14 protein-coding genes are annotated in these 13,994 nt (G+C 63.8%); 10 read left to right on the top strand and 4 right to left on the bottom strand.

The genetic code is table 11. From position 1 onward, the window contains the following. Nucleotides 1-10 precede the first annotated feature (10 nt). From mqo to CH306_RS13315, 4 genes are all read left to right on the top strand, one after another. Nucleotides 11-1,333: a malate dehydrogenase (quinone) gene (gene mqo, locus CH306_RS13300; protein ID WP_218829675.1), complete on the top strand. Its 1,323-nt coding sequence runs from the start codon at nt 11-13 to the stop codon at nt 1,331-1,333. Nucleotides 1,334-1,342: 9 nt separating this feature from the next. After that, complete coding sequence (locus CH306_RS13305; protein WP_256981151.1) at nt 1,343-2,353, top strand: MBL fold metallo-hydrolase; 1,011 nt, start codon at nt 1,343-1,345, stop codon at nt 2,351-2,353. A gap of 62 nt (nt 2,354-2,415) precedes the next feature. Then, nucleotides 2,416-3,231 (top strand): NADPH-dependent oxidoreductase, encoded by an 816-nt coding sequence (locus tag CH306_RS13310; protein ID WP_094646838.1) that lies wholly within the window; start codon nt 2,416-2,418, stop codon nt 3,229-3,231. Between the two features lie 4 nt (nt 3,232-3,235). Continuing rightward, complete coding sequence (locus tag CH306_RS13315; RefSeq protein WP_094646839.1) at nt 3,236-4,333, top strand: LLM class flavin-dependent oxidoreductase; 1,098 nt, start codon at nt 3,236-3,238, stop codon at nt 4,331-4,333. On the opposite strand, the gene CH306_RS13320 is transcribed toward CH306_RS13315, so the two are convergent. Beyond that, a complete protein-coding gene (locus CH306_RS13320; RefSeq protein WP_094646840.1) occupies nt 4,320-5,093 on the bottom strand; it encodes an LLM class flavin-dependent oxidoreductase in 774 nt (257 codons plus the stop codon). The two genes, CH306_RS13315 and CH306_RS13320, sit on opposite strands and share 14 nt — an antisense overlap. Before the next feature lie 18 nt (nt 5,094-5,111). Then, entirely contained in the window at nt 5,112-6,524 is a 1,413-nt protein-coding gene (gene ramB / locus CH306_RS13325) for an acetate metabolism transcriptional regulator RamB (protein WP_032393837.1), read from the bottom strand. A 147-nt stretch (nt 6,525-6,671) separates the two neighbouring features. Here ramB and CH306_RS13330 point away from each other — a divergent pair, with 147 nt between their 5' ends. Further along, nucleotides 6,672-7,076, top strand: a complete 405-nt coding sequence (locus CH306_RS13330) for an SPW repeat domain-containing protein (protein ID WP_032393838.1) — start codon at nt 6,672-6,674, stop codon at nt 7,074-7,076. Between the two features lie 181 nt (nt 7,077-7,257). On the opposite strand, the gene CH306_RS13335 is transcribed toward CH306_RS13330, so the two are convergent. Continuing rightward, nucleotides 7,258-8,199, bottom strand: coding sequence for a DUF559 domain-containing protein (locus tag CH306_RS13335; protein WP_094646841.1), 942 nt, complete (start codon nt 8,197-8,199; stop codon nt 7,258-7,260). A gap of 532 nt (nt 8,200-8,731) precedes the next feature. Between CH306_RS13335 and aceA the strand changes: the two genes are divergently transcribed. From aceA to CH306_RS13355, 4 genes are all read left to right on the top strand, one after another. Next, a complete protein-coding gene (gene aceA / locus CH306_RS13340) occupies nt 8,732-10,021 on the top strand; it encodes an isocitrate lyase (RefSeq protein ID WP_027498404.1) in 1,290 nt (429 codons plus the stop codon). Nucleotides 10,022-10,185: 164 nt separating this feature from the next. Continuing rightward, nucleotides 10,186-11,061 (top strand): 3-hydroxybutyryl-CoA dehydrogenase, encoded by an 876-nt coding sequence (locus CH306_RS13345; RefSeq protein ID WP_032393839.1) that lies wholly within the window; start codon nt 10,186-10,188, stop codon nt 11,059-11,061. An 84-nt stretch (nt 11,062-11,145) separates the two neighbouring features. Beyond that, complete coding sequence (locus CH306_RS13350) at nt 11,146-11,427, top strand: hypothetical protein (RefSeq protein WP_371828351.1); 282 nt, start codon at nt 11,146-11,148, stop codon at nt 11,425-11,427. Between the two features lie 96 nt (nt 11,428-11,523). After that, nucleotides 11,524-12,564 carry an NAD(P)-dependent alcohol dehydrogenase gene (locus tag CH306_RS13355; protein ID WP_032393841.1) on the top strand — a complete coding sequence of 347 codons (1,041 nt, stop codon included), beginning with the start codon at nt 11,524-11,526 and terminating at the stop codon, nt 12,562-12,564. A gap of 66 nt (nt 12,565-12,630) precedes the next feature. Here the strand turns inward: CH306_RS13355 and CH306_RS13360 are convergent, their stop codons facing one another. Beyond that, entirely contained in the window at nt 12,631-13,488 is an 858-nt protein-coding gene (locus CH306_RS13360) for a polyphosphate kinase 2 family protein (protein WP_094629754.1), read from the bottom strand. Nucleotides 13,489-13,521: 33 nt separating this feature from the next. Between CH306_RS13360 and CH306_RS13365 the strand changes: the two genes are divergently transcribed. Next, a complete protein-coding gene (locus tag CH306_RS13365) occupies nt 13,522-13,983 on the top strand; it encodes a PPOX class F420-dependent oxidoreductase (protein WP_032394153.1) in 462 nt (153 codons plus the stop codon). The last annotated feature ends 11 nt before the right edge of the window (nt 13,984-13,994 follow it).

The following is a 13,994-nucleotide window of genomic DNA, read 5'->3' on the forward strand; positions in this document are numbered from 1 at the left end:
GGGTCGAAAAGTGGACGACGTCATCCTCGTCGGCGGCGGAATCATGAGTGCGACGCTCGGGACACTGCTGCAACGACTGGAACCGAGCTGGTCGATTCGGGTGCTCGAGAGATTGCCTCGCGTGGCCGCGGAGGCATCCGACGGATGGAACAACGCAGGAACCGGTCACGCCGGCCTGTGCGAGACCAACTACACGACACTGCGATCCGACGGGTCCGTCGACATCGAGCGAGCCGTGAGGATCGCCGAGCAGTTCACGACAACCCGTCGCTTCTGGTCGACGCTGCCTCACGTCGACTTCGTGCGCCCGGTGCCGCACATGACGCTCGTACGAGGTGCCGACAACGTCGAGTTTCTTCGCGCACGGCATCGTGCGCTGCGTGCGCATCCGCTGTTCGAGGCCATGGAGTACACCGAAGACGCTGCGGTGCTTCGGCAATGGGCACCGCTCGTGGCAGAGGGCAGAACGGGACAGTGGGCGGCGACGCGAGATGCGACCGGTACCGACGTCGACTTCGGTGCAGCGACGCGGCAGCTGTTCGACGCCATGTCGGGTGCAGGTGCGAGCGTCGAGACGGGCCGTGAAGTGCGCGGATTGGTTCAGAATCGAGATGGATCCTGGCAGCTCGACGTGCACGGCGGCCGGCGGGTGGAACGAGCTCGTTTCGTGTTCGTCGGAGCCGGCGGCTGGGCTCTGAAGTTACTGCGTCGAGCCGCAATTCCCGAGGCTCGCGGCTACGGACTGTTGCCGATCAGCGGACAGTTTCTGCGTTGTGATCGGCCCGAGCTGGTCGATCGGCACGACGCCAAGGTGTACGGGACTCCGCCCATCGGAGCTCCGCCGATGTCGGTGCCGCACCTGGATACTCGCATCGTCGACGGTCGGCGATCCATACTGTTCGGACCGTATGCCGGGGCGAACCCGAAGTTTCTGAAACACGGATCCGTGATGGACCTTCCGCGATCGGTCGGCACGGACAACATCGGTTCGTTGCTGTCGATGGCCCGCCGCAATACGCCGTTGATCGGATTGCTGCTCTCCGAGTTGACCGCGACGCGGAGCAAGAAGATCGCTGCGCTGCGTGAATTTCTGCCGCGCGCAGATTCTGCGGACTGGTCCATCGCCGGTGCCGGTCAGCGTGCCCAGATTGTGAAGGACGGTGGGCTGCAATTCGGCACCGAAGTGGTTGCCTCGCAGGACGGTACGATCGCCGCCGTGCTCGGCGCGTCGCCCGGTGCGTCCACTGCCGTCCCCATCATGATCGAACTGTTGAATCGGTGCTTCCCGGAACGATGGCGGGACTCGCACCTGAACGAGCTGCTCACCGGCTAGCCTGTGGCGGTGGCAGACACAGAGGTGGGGTATCGACAGATCGCCGACGACACCTGGGCATTCATGCGGCCGCCCGGCAGCTGGGGACAGACCAACACCGGACTGATCGTGGCACCGAGTTCGGCGTCGATGCTGATCGACACCGTCTGGGATGTGAACTGGGCGCAGCGAGTCGTCGCCGACACCGCCGAACTGGTCGCCGACGCACCGATCACCGAGGTACTCAACACCCACTCCGACGGCGATCACTGGTGGGGAAACGACACCGTCCCTGCCACCGCCCGCATCACCACCAGTACCGCGTCGCTGCACGCGATGAAAGAGGAAACACCGCCGAAAGGGGTGGACGCGTTCGCATCTGTCGGCGCGAAGATCGGTTGGGTGCCGGGACCGGTCGGGGCAATGGGCTCCTACATGGACCGAGTCCGCGGCGACGCCACCTTCCCCACGAGTCTGCCGAGACTGCCCGACCACACCTTCGACACCACCGAGACCATCGACGTGGCGGGGCGGCCGGTCCACCTGCGGTACCTGGGCCCAGCACACACCGAAGGTGACCTCATCGCCCATCTCTCCGACGTCGGAGTCGTGTTCGCCGGCGACCTGCTCTTCATCGACGCCACCCCGGTGCTCTGGCACGGACCTCTGCAGAACTGGATCGACGCGCTCGACCACCTTCTCGATCTCGATGCCGACGTCTACGTTCCCGGCCACGGACCTCTGTGCGGCACCGACGAGATCCGGGCGCTCCACAACTATTGGACCTGGGTATCCGAGGCCGGACGCAGCTGCTTCGACGCCGGCCTCGGTCCAACCGAAGCCGCCCTCAACCTGCTGAAATCTCCTGAATTCGGGCAGTACTCACACTGGGACTCACCGGAACGACTCATCCTGAGCATGAGCACCCTGTACCGCCTGTGGCGAGGTGAGAAGCCCGCCCCACCCACACTCACGCGTCGAGCACGCGCGTTCGCGGACGCGGGACGCTACCTCCGGCAGTATCGGCTCCGAAAGCCCTAGCCTTCGAATCACGGCGAGCGCAACTGTGGCGCGTCGGCGTCGTTCGGAGGAGCGTGGGACACGTGACCTCCCTTTCGGCCTCGTGGGTTCAGCAGCGCTACCGCGATCCTGCTCTGAAGGCATTGGCGTACACGAACGAGACGATCGACGTTCTGCTGTCGCATCACTCGGTGCGGACGTTCACAGACGATCCGATCGACACCGAGACGATCGAGACCATCGTCGCCGCAGCCCAATCCGCGCCGACGTCATCGAACCTGCAGGCCTGGAGCGTGATCGCGGTACGAGACCCGGCGCGCAAGAAGCGTCTGGCGGCGCTGGCCGGCAACCAGGCGTTCATCGCCGAGGCTGCGGTGTTCCTGGTGTTCGTGGCGGATCTCGGGCGGGCCCGACGGCTCGCCGCAGCGCACGACGCCGAACTCGGCGGTGCCGACTACTTCGACAGTACGATTCTCGGTGCCATCGATGCAGCGCTGGCCGCGCAGAACGCCGTCGTCGCTGCGGAGTCGCTGGGATGGGGGACGGTGTATGTCGGGGCGGTGCGCAACGCACCCGACGAGATTGCTGCCGAGCTGGCATTGGCCGAACAATCGGTTCCGGTGGTGGGCTCGGCGCTGGGCCGAGCGGGCGAGGATACGGCCGGGGTGAAGCCGCGATTGCCCATCTCCTCGGTGCTCCACCACGAAAACTACGACGCCGTGGTGGCCGACGCTGCGGTGCCTGTCCACGAGCAACGATTATCGGAATACTATGTGACACAGGGACGTACGTCATCCTGGATCTCGTCGGTACTGTCGCGCCTGCGCAGCGGTGAGGCGATCGGTTCGCGTGTGACGCTCAGGCAATCGTTCGAGTCCCTCGGCTGGAAGTCCCGGTAGAACTATGCGCTTTCAGGTTCTCGACATCGTCTTCAACCCTCCGCACCCGGTCACCGGTGCAGTCGTGCACCCGGCCGACCGATTCGACCGGTTGATCGAACTCGCCGTTCTTGCAGAAGAACTGGGCATCGACTCGTTCTCTGTCGGAGAACGGCACGCGGGAGACGTGCTATCGTCCGCTCCCACGGTGCTTCTCGGCGCGCTCGCCCAGGCGACGCATCGCATTCTGTTGTCCACCGGCGTCACCGTCCTGTCGGTGTTGGATCCGATTCGCGTCGCCGAAGACCTCGGCACCGTCGATCAACTGAGTCGAGGCCGCCTCGAAGTCGTCATCGGCAAAGGCAACGAAGTACTGCAGTACCCACTGTTCGGACTCGACATCGCGCGCCAGTACGAGTACCTCACCGAGAACTACGAACTGCTCCGCAGGCTGATCCGTGAGGAGCACGTGGATTGGACCGGGCGCCACCGACATCCGTTGTCCGACGCCACCACACTGCCCAGGCCCTTCGACGGGCCGTTTCGAATCTGGCACGGTTCGGCCACGTCGATCGAGGCGGTCGATCTGGCGGCCGAGTGGGGAGACCCCATCGTGACAGCCAACGCACTGCAGTCGAGGGAGAACTACAAGGAACTCATCGACCGCTACCGCGAGCAGTATCGCAATCACGGTCATGACCCGGACAGGGCGTACGTGCGTTCTGGCTCCGGGGGGTTGTTCCTCGGTACGACGACCGAGGCTGCCGTTGCCGAGTATCGGCCGATCTACGAGGGCATCGTCGCGCAGCAGGACAAGCGCAAACACGATCCGGCGGCCAAGGGCAAGGTGACGAGCTTTCGGACCATCGACGACGCGGTAGCGCGGGGGCCCGCACTGGTGGGCTCGTCCGAACGCGTCGCGGCGAAGATACTCGACTACCACGACGCGTACGGCCATGATCTGCAATCGGTTTCGATCAACCACGTTCTGGACTTCGAGCGTCAGAAGGACACGTTACGACAGTTCGCCGAAGAAGTGATTCCATTGGTGCGGGCCGAGGTGACGACCACACTGTGGACGACCGAGGACAAAGATCGTGCCAGGGGATTCACGGCGAGCTGACCTGTGCCGTCAATGCCGCGGCGTGGGTGAACAACGTGGTCGGATCCGTTCGGTCCGCAGGGGGTTCGAGTACGACAGTGGTGGCACCGGCATCGATCCAGCGTTGCAGGTTGCTCAGCGCGGCATCGGAATCGGTCGCGGCGGCAATGTAGACGACGATCTCGTGGTCCGGCCCACCATCGATGTGCTCGATGGCCGCTCGCACCTGATCCGATGACGTCTCGCTAGTGAGGATGGTTCCCACACCGGTGCGTCCGCTCAGGGCCAGAGTCTTCGGCCCCGTCGCACCGACGAGCAGCGGCGGCGGTTGCAGCGGAGGCCAATTCAGCTGCACATTGTCGAGCGAGACGTACCGCCCCTGGACGCTGACGCTCTCGCCCGCCAACAGTGCGGTGAGTGCTGTCATCTGTTCGGTCAGCAACGTCAGAGGCGACTGCACTCGCGCCCCGATCTGCCCCATCCACGATTGAACTCCGTGTCCGAGCCCCACGCGGAGCCGCCCCGGATGGACACGGGCCACGGTAGCGATCTCCATGGCTGTGGCTGCCACGTTCCGCATCGGAGTCGGTAGCACCCCGATGCCGACGCTCACGTGTTCGGTGTTCGCGAGAACCAGTGCAGCAGCCGACAATCCACCGGAGTAGAAGCAGTCCTCCCACAACCACACCTCGTCGACGCCTGCGCGGTCGGCCGCACGAGCCGCGTCGACGAGATCCTCCGGCGCAAGTTCGGGTCGCAGTACAACGCCGATGCGTGTCATTGCAGTCTTCCTTTCTTCTCAGCGAACGAGATACGGCGACACCGAACTTCGGTGCTCGTCGATGTCGAGGTCCTTACCCAGTGGCGGAAACGCGCGTTGCGGGCAGTTGGAACGCTCGCACACCCGGCAGCCCGCTCCGATCGGTGTCGCCGCCGCCGAGCCCTGTACGTCCAGACCGTCGGCGTACACCAGCCGACCGGCGTGGCGCAGTTCGCATCCGAGGCCGATGGCGAAGGTCTTGCCGGGCTGTCCGTATCGCGCGGCACGTCGCTCCACGGTGCGTGCGATCCACAGGTAACTGCGGCCGTCGGGCATCTCGGCGATCTGCGTCATGATCTTGCCCGGATAGGCGAAGGTCTCGTACACGTTCCACAGCGGGCACGTGCCACCACTGGACGAGAAGTGAAAGCCCGTGGCGGACTGGCGCTTCGACATGTTCCCGGCGCGATCGACGCGCACGAACGAGAACGGAACACCCCGTAACTCGGGTCTCTGCAAGGTGGACAGGCGATGGCAGATGGTCTCGTAGCTGACCGAGAAGAAGGCCGAGAGCCGCTCGATGTCGTACCGAAAATCCTCGGCGACGTCGTGGAACTGGTGATACGGCAACACCGTCGCGGCCGCGAAGTAGTTCGCGAAACCGAGCACCGCCAACTTCTTCGACGACTCACTGGTGAAGTTGCCCTCGTCGGCCATCTTCTTCAGCAGATCCCCGCATTCGAGATAGGCGAGTTCGGCGGCGTACCTGAACACCTTCTGCCCGCCGGACAGATGCGGTGAGATCTCCAGCACTCGCGTCTGCGGATCGAACCGATGCAGCACGTTCTCGCCGAGGTCGATGCGATTGACGATCTGCACGTCGTGAACCGTCCGCAGCCGCTTGGCGATCTCGCCACCGACGTCGGCGCGATGGAACCGGATTCTCGAGGTCAGAGCCTCTGCCGCAGTGTCCAATTCGTGCAGATAGTTCTGTCGCTGATAGAAGTAGTCACGCACTTCCTCGTGCGGCTTGCTGATCGAACCACTGCCACTGCCGTCGGAGAACCGCTCCTCGGTAGCGGCCAACAGCTGAGCCGTCGTATTGCGGTATCGGCGGTGCATGTTGACCATCGCCCGCGCCAACTGCGGGTGAGAGCTGACCATCTGCGCGATCTCGTGGGCATCGGCATCGATCCCCATATCCTGATCGAGCGCCACCTCGCGGAGTTCGGCAACCAGCCTGGTGTCGTCCTCGGAGGAGAAGAACGACGTGTCGACGCCGAACACCTCGGAGATCCGCAGCAACACCGGCACCGTCAGTGGACGCACGTCGTGCTCGATCTGGTTGAGATAACTGGCGGAGATTCCGAGCTTCTGCGCCAGTGACACCTGGCTCATGCTGCGTTCGCTGCGGAGCTGCCGAAGCCGCACGCCGACGAAGGTTTTCGACATATCGCCAGGCTACGCCTGCGAAGAATCGGGTTAACACCGTTCGCAATCGGCTACTGGGTCACAATTCGACAGCCAACGGGAACATTAGCCGAAGTAAGGGCGTATACCGGTGTACGAGCTATTCACCACGCACCACGAGGAGCGGTCATGTCCAATCGTCAACGCACATCGGAAATCGTCAGGGACGTCGTCGTCTTCGTCACCGGAGCCGTGCTCGTCGCATCGACCGTCTGGCTTCCCGTCCAGGGAGACCAGGAAGTCACCGGTGCCATCCTCGTGCTCGGCATCCTTGCGGCGTCGTCTGCACTCTGGGCCATCGGATCCTCGTCGAGACAGAGTCATTGGACCCACGTCGGCCTCGGGTTGCTGCTTGCTGTCTCGCCCGCGCTGATGGTGTTCCCGTCCGGATTGCTCGCCGCCGACCTGTTCGCGATCGTCGGAGGACTCGTCATCGCCGCGATGGGCGGGCTCGGTGTGCTGGCCTCGCGTCGGACGCCGATCACGTCGCAGGTGATTGCACACAGCGACGACCGAACCGGCGTTCGCATCTGATCTCGGCAACCGGTGCGCCACTCCCGGGGCCGCGTGCGAAAAATGTCATACGCGGGTCCGGGAGTGGAGCATTTTCTGCTCTGTGGGTTCATCGCGGCGCCTGATGCAATGGGTGCTCCACTCGGCGCGGTGGATCCGGTAAATCCCTCGTGCGGACCGGCGAGTGGAGCATTGTGTGCTCTCATCGCCGCGATTCCCGACGCCGCCTGACAACCGACGCGATTTCGGCAGCCACCACATCCGGCGCGGCAAGCACATCGAACGCCGAGTAGCGCAGCACCAACCAGCCACCCAGTACCAGGGCGTTCTGTCTATGTCGATCCTTGCTGAACACCTCTGCTGCACTGTGGAATTCGCGTCCGTCCACCTCGATGATCGTTCGGCTGCGACGGTCGACGAGGTCGCAGACGAACGAGCCGACTGTCGCATTCATCTCCAGATACAGGCCGATCCGATGCAATGCCCGGCCGAGGGCCCGCTCCGGTTCCGAGGCGAACCTCGTCACTGCCAACCGGACCTGACGGGCCAACTCTGCGTTGCCGCGTCGACCCGGGAATCGCTCGAGTAGGCAGATGAGCGACGCAGGGTCGAGTCCGAACTTCAGACGCTCGTCGATCAGCAACTCGGCCTCTTCGCGAGGGAGTACCGCCAGGCAATCGAGCATCGTCTGCGCAGGAGTGGTGCAAGGCAGTGACTCGACCTCGTCGACGAGCCGGGAATCGAGTGCGCGACGGTGCAGTCGGAGCCATGGCGGTGGTCGCAACCGGGCCGAGCGGGGGACGGTTGCATCGAGAGTGGACGGCTCGGTCGTCCAGCCGCGTAGGTATGCGGCCGAACGGTGACTGAGTACGGCATCGGGTCGCCACAGGGCGATGGCCCGACACCGATCCATCGTCGACGGCTCCCCGCGCATATGGACCGTCGGCAGAACGCGGGTGAAGCGTCGCGAGACGGTGCTGGGATGGAGTCCGGAGGAGACGAGCTGTCGGAATGTGGAGGGGCCGGGAGTGGAGCCTTCGGAATGACCGGGTTGGGCGGGAGTGGAGTCTGCGGAATGACCGGGTTGGGCGGGAGTGGAGTCTGCGGAATGACCGGGTTGGGCGGGAGTGGAGTTGGCTGTCATGGGTGCAGCGTCGGCGATGGCGTGGGTGGTCTTCGATGCTCGACCTGGGGAAATCGAAAGCCCTGTGGACAGGTGCCAGCCTGTGGATGAGTGCAACTTCTGCTCCACTCGGTGGCGTCGGTCGGGGGATCCCCGCGAAAGTGGTGTCGAGGGGAGCAACCCGTGCCATGTTCACATCGTGAGATCGGAGTACTGTGATGTCGATCACAAAGTGCTCGGTTTCTGACTCGATTCAGACGCCCTCGTCAAACCGTACAAGCGTCCGGTAAAGAATTTTGTTCATTCCGTTCATCAACTGGGGATTCATCGCTACTGGCGAGTAACCACGCTGTCCGATCGGAGAGGTTTGTGTCGACCAAAAATTTGCAACATTAGCAACGACGCCCGTAAAGCTAGCCAAGATTGGCACTAACAACTGGTAGACGCATGTTTTCGGGTGTGCCATTGTTCTGGAGTACACCAGAAGGGCCTGGCAACGATGTGAAGATTCGTCTCGAGGCAGGCCGAGAAGCAGAAGAGACTGGAGCTGAAGATGTCGACCACCGGCACCCCGAAGACCACCGCCGAGATCCAGCAGGATTGGGACACCAACCCCCGCTGGAAGGGCGTCACCCGTAACTTCACCGCACAGCAGGTCTCCGACCTCCAGGGCACCGTCGTCGAAGAAGCGACCCTCGCTCGCCGCGGCAGCGAGATCCTGTGGGATCTCGTCAACAACGAGGACTACATCAACTCGCTCGGAGCCCTCACCGGCAACCAGGCCGTGCAGCAGATTCGCGCCGGCCTCCAGGCGATCTACCTCTCCGGCTGGCAGGTCGCAGGCGACGCCAACCTCTCGGGCCACACCTACCCGGACCAGAGCCTCTACCCGGCCAACTCGGTGCCGTCCGTCGTCCGTCGCATCAACAACGCACTCCTGCGCGCCGACGAGATCGCCAAGATCGAGGGCGATACCTCCGTCAAGAACTGGGTCGCACCGATCGTCGCCGACGCCGAAGCCGGCTTCGGTGGCGCACTGAACGCCTACGAGCTGCAGAAGGCCATGATCGTGGCCGGCGCCGCAGGCGTGCACTGGGAGGACCAGCTCGCATCGGAGAAGAAGTGCGGCCACCTCGGCGGCAAGGTGCTCATCCCCACCCAGCAGCACATCCGCACCCTGACCTCGGCACGCCTCGCGTCCGACGTCGCCGACGTCCCGTCGGTCATCATCGCCCGCACCGACGCCGAGGCAGCCACGCTGATCACCTCCGACGTCGACGAGCGTGACCGTGAATTCCTCGACGGAACCCGCACCGCAGAAGGATTCTTCGGCGTCAAGAACGGCATCGAGCCCTGCATCGCCCGTGCGAAGGCCTACGCCCCGTACGCCGACCTCATCTGGATGGAGACCGGCGTGCCGGATCTCGAGGTCGCCAAGAAGTTCTCCGAGTCGGTTCGCAGCGAGTTCCCGGACCAGCTGCTCGCCTACAACTGCTCGCCTTCGTTCAACTGGAAGGCGCACCTGGACGACGCGACCATCGCGAAGTTCCAGAAGGAACTCGGTGCCATGGGCTTCAAGTTCCAGTTCATCACCCTCGCAGGCTTCCACTCGCTCAACTACGGCATGTTCGACCTGGCACACGGCTACGCCCGCGAAGGCATGACCGCGTTCGTCGACCTGCAGGAGCGCGAGTTCAAGGCTGCCGAAGAGCGCGGCTTCACCGCCATCAAGCACCAGCGTGAGGTCGGTGCAGGCTACTTCGACCGCATCGCCACCACCGTCGACCCCAACACCTCGACGGCAGCACTGAAGGGCTCCACCGAAGAAGGCCAGTTCCACTAAGCAGTTCCGCCTCTCCGGATTTTCAGCGCACTAGTCAGGCGGTCCGCAACATTCGTTGCGGGCCGCCTGTTCTGTACGACGAAGGTTTTGGGCGTACCCGGTAAGAGTGACCCGCATCTCACTTCAACCTGTTGTGCCGCAACATCAATGACTAGGAGCCTCCTGTGACGGTCGAGAGGGTGGGGATCGTCGGAGCGGGGCAGATGGGTGCAGGAATCGCGGAGGTCTGCGCCCGTGCGCACGTCGACGTGTTGGTCCACGAACAGACCCGCGAACTGGCGACGGCCGGTCGCAGCCGCATTCTGCAATCGCTGGACCGCGGCGTCAGCAGCGGCAAGATCACCGAACGTGAGCGTGAGCAAGCGGCATGCAGGCTGCGATTCACCGCCGACCTCGCCGACTTCGGCGACCGCCAACTGGTCGTCGAAGCAGTGCTCGAAGACGAGAAGATCAAGACCGACATCTTCGCCGAACTCGACTCGGTGGTGACCGACCCAAATGCCGTCATCGCCTCCAACACCTCCTCCATTCCCATCGTGAGCCTGGGAGCCGCCACGACGGCACCCGGCCGAGTCGTGGGTCTGCACTTCTTCAACCCGGTCCCGGTACTGCCACTCGTCGAGCTCGTTACCACCGACCTGACGTCACCGGCAGTGGCAGACCGGGCCGAGCGCTTCGCGGGCGATGTTCTCGGCAAACAGGTCGTGCGCTCGGCAGATCGATCGGGCTTCGTCGTCAACGCGTTGCTCGTGCCGTATCTGCTCTCCGCGATTCGCATGGTCGAATCCGGGTTCGCCACCAAGGAAGACGTCGACAAGGCGACGGTGCTGGGTCTGGCGCACCCCATGGGGCCGCTCGCACTCGCCGATCTGATCGGCCTCGACACGGTCAAAGCCATTGCAGATTCGATGTACTCGGAGTTCGAGGAACCCCTCTTCCTAGCACCGCCGCTGCTGCTGCGAATGGTCGAATCCGGGCACATGGGCAAGAAGGCCGGAGCCGGTTTCTACCGCTACGAGAACGGCCGAATCGCAAAGTAGACACCGCCGCGGGCGGGTTGCCCCGCGACGGTCACCGGACCGCTATTGTCGGTCTGCGAATGCAGTCACTTCGATCACAGGAGCATGTCAGTGAGCAAGTCCACGAAGTCGAACAGTGTGGTTCCCAAGGCATTCGGGATCGGGTTGGCGGCCACCGGCGCCGCCCACTTCGTGGTGCCCGAGGCGTTCGAGGGAATCACCAAGCTTCCGTTCCCCAAGGACACTCGGACCTGGATCAGTCGCAACGGAGCCACCGAACTGGCGGTCGGTGCCGCGATCGCATACCCCAAGACTCGCAAGATCGGACTGATCGGTCTGGGCGCATACGTTCTGTGGCTCGGCGGCAACATCGCCAAGAACAGCTGACGTTACTGTTGCGAACGACTCGTTTAGAGTAGGAATAGCCTGGTCGAGGCGGTAGCTGCCTTGCGCTTGCACCGATGCGTAGGTAGCAATGTACTTATGACTTCAGCTACCGCTTACCAGGCCACCGCTCCTGACGCCCCGCTCGAGAAGGCGACGATCGAGCGACGCGCTGTCGGACCGCACGACATCCTCATCGACGTCAAGTTCGCCGGCATCTGTCACTCCGATATCCACACCGCCCGTAACGAGTGGGGTGGCACCACGTACCCCGTCGTTCCCGGGCACGAGATCGCAGGCATTGTGGCCGAGGTCGGCTCCGAGGTGACCAGCCGCAAGGTGGGCGACCGCGTCGGCGTCGGCTGCTTCGTGGACTCCTGTGGCGAGTGCGAGGCGTGCAAGGACGGCGACGAGCAGTACTGCACCAAGGGCGTCGTCCAGACGTACAACTCGAAGACCTACGAGGGCGAGTTCACCCACGGCGGCTACTCCACCCAGATCGTCGTGACGGAGAAGTTCGTTCTCGGAATCCCGGAGGGCGTCGAGCTCGACGTCGCCGCACCTCTGCTGTGCGCAGGCATCACCCTGTACTCGCCGCTCAAGCACTGGGGCGCAGGACCGGGCAAGAAGGTCGCCATCATCGGCATGGGCGGCCTCGGCCACATCGGCGTCAAGATCGCGCACGCACTCGGAGCACACGTCACCGTGCTGAGCCAGACCGACGCCAAGGAAGCCGACGGCAAGGCCTACGGTGCCGACGAGTACTACGCCACCAAGGACACCACCGCCCTCAAGGATCTGCAGGGCAAGTTCGACCTGATCCTCAACACGGTCTCCGCGAACCTGCCGATGGGCAAGTACCTCGGACTGCTCGCCCGCAACGGCACCCTCGTCGAGCTCGGTGTTCCCGAGAAGCCCCTCGAGGTGCCCGCGTTCAACCTGCTGGCCAACCGTCGCTCCTTCGCCGGTTCGATGGTCGGTGGCATCGCCGAGACCCAGGAAATGCTCGACTTCTGCGCCGAGCACCACATCGGTGCCGAGATCGAGGTCATCCCGGCCGAGAAGATCAACGAGGCATACGACCGCGTCGTCAAGTCCGACGTGCGCTACCGCTTCGTGATCGACGCAGCCACGCTGTAAATCTTCACCCAGCTGTACCCAGCATGAGAGAAGGGCCCGCGACGCAGTGTCGTGGGCCCTTCTCGTTCAGCTCTCGGCGAGACGCTTCTTCTCGTGTTCGACGTCGAAATCGGCTGCGGGCCAATCGAGATCGAGTTTCTCCAACGTGTCGATCAGGATCTCCGTGACAGCCAGGCGGCTGTACCATTTCCGATCGGCCGGGACGACGTACCACGGTGCATGATCGACGTCGGTCCGATCCAGCACCCGCTGATACGCCGCCCGGTACTGCGGTAGGAAGCCACGCTCGGTGACGTCGCCCGGGTTGTACTTCCAATGCTTGTCGGGCCGATCGAGCCGCTCCTGCAACCGCTTCTTCTGCTCGTCTGCCGAGACGAACAACGCGACCTTCACCACGACGGTTCCCTGTTCGGTCAACTCCTTTTCGAAGGCGTTGATCTCGTCGAATCGCTTCTCCCACACCTGCCGTGGCACCAGGTCGTGGACCGCGACGACGAGGACGTCCTCGTAGTGGGAGCGATCGAACACCCCGATGCGGCCGGCCCGCGGAAGTGCTTTGCGGATTCGCCACAGGTAGTGGTGTTGTTTCTCTTCCTGAGTCGGCACCCCGAACGACGCCAGGTCCACGCCCTGCGGATCGACCATGCCGATGACGTGCTTGACCATTCCGCCCTTGCCTGCGGTGTCCATGCCCTGGAGTACCAGCAGAACCGACCTGGTTCCACCCGCGCGCCCATGGGCGTAGAGCTTCTCCTGCAGCGCGGCCAGCACTTCACCCCGCTGTTCGAGGACGTCGTTGCCGTGTGCCTTCTTGCCGTCGAATCCCGGAGTTGCGGTGAAATCGATGTCCTCGACCCGGGGTGACGCACCGGCGCGCAGCACCTCGACGGGAGAGAGCGTCCACAATTTCGAGTTGTCGGCCATGACCGATGACACTACTTCTCTACCATGGGAATCATGGCCCCTACCATCGCAAAAGCCGAGACCGTGTCGCGTGAGGAATTGCTCGAATTCGTCTCCCCGCGGCACCACCACACCCTGATCACCCGCAAGCGCGACGACGGCCTGCAGGTCTCCCCGGTTTCGGCCGGGGTCGACTCGGAAGGCCGCATCGTCATCGCCACGTACCCCGAGCGCGCGAAGGTGCACAACATTCGCCGCAACTCCGCCGTCACGGTGTTGGTGCACAGTGACGATTGGAACGGCGACTACGTCCAGGTCGACGGTACCGCCGAAATCATCGATCTTCCCGACGCGGTCGAGCCTCTGGTGGAGTACTTCCGCAGCATCGCCGGCGAGCACTCGGACTGGGACGAGTACCGCGCGGCGATGGTGAAGCAGGGAAAGTCGTTGATACGCATCGTGATCGACACCTGGGGACCGATCGCCGCGGGTGGCTTCCCTCCAGGGAGAGTGTGACAAGCCCCCGG

The sequence above is a fragment of the Rhodococcus sp. 15-725-2-2b genome, assembly GCF_002259075.1.
In the GTDB taxonomy this organism is placed as follows: domain Bacteria; phylum Actinomycetota; class Actinomycetes; order Mycobacteriales; family Mycobacteriaceae; genus Rhodococcoides.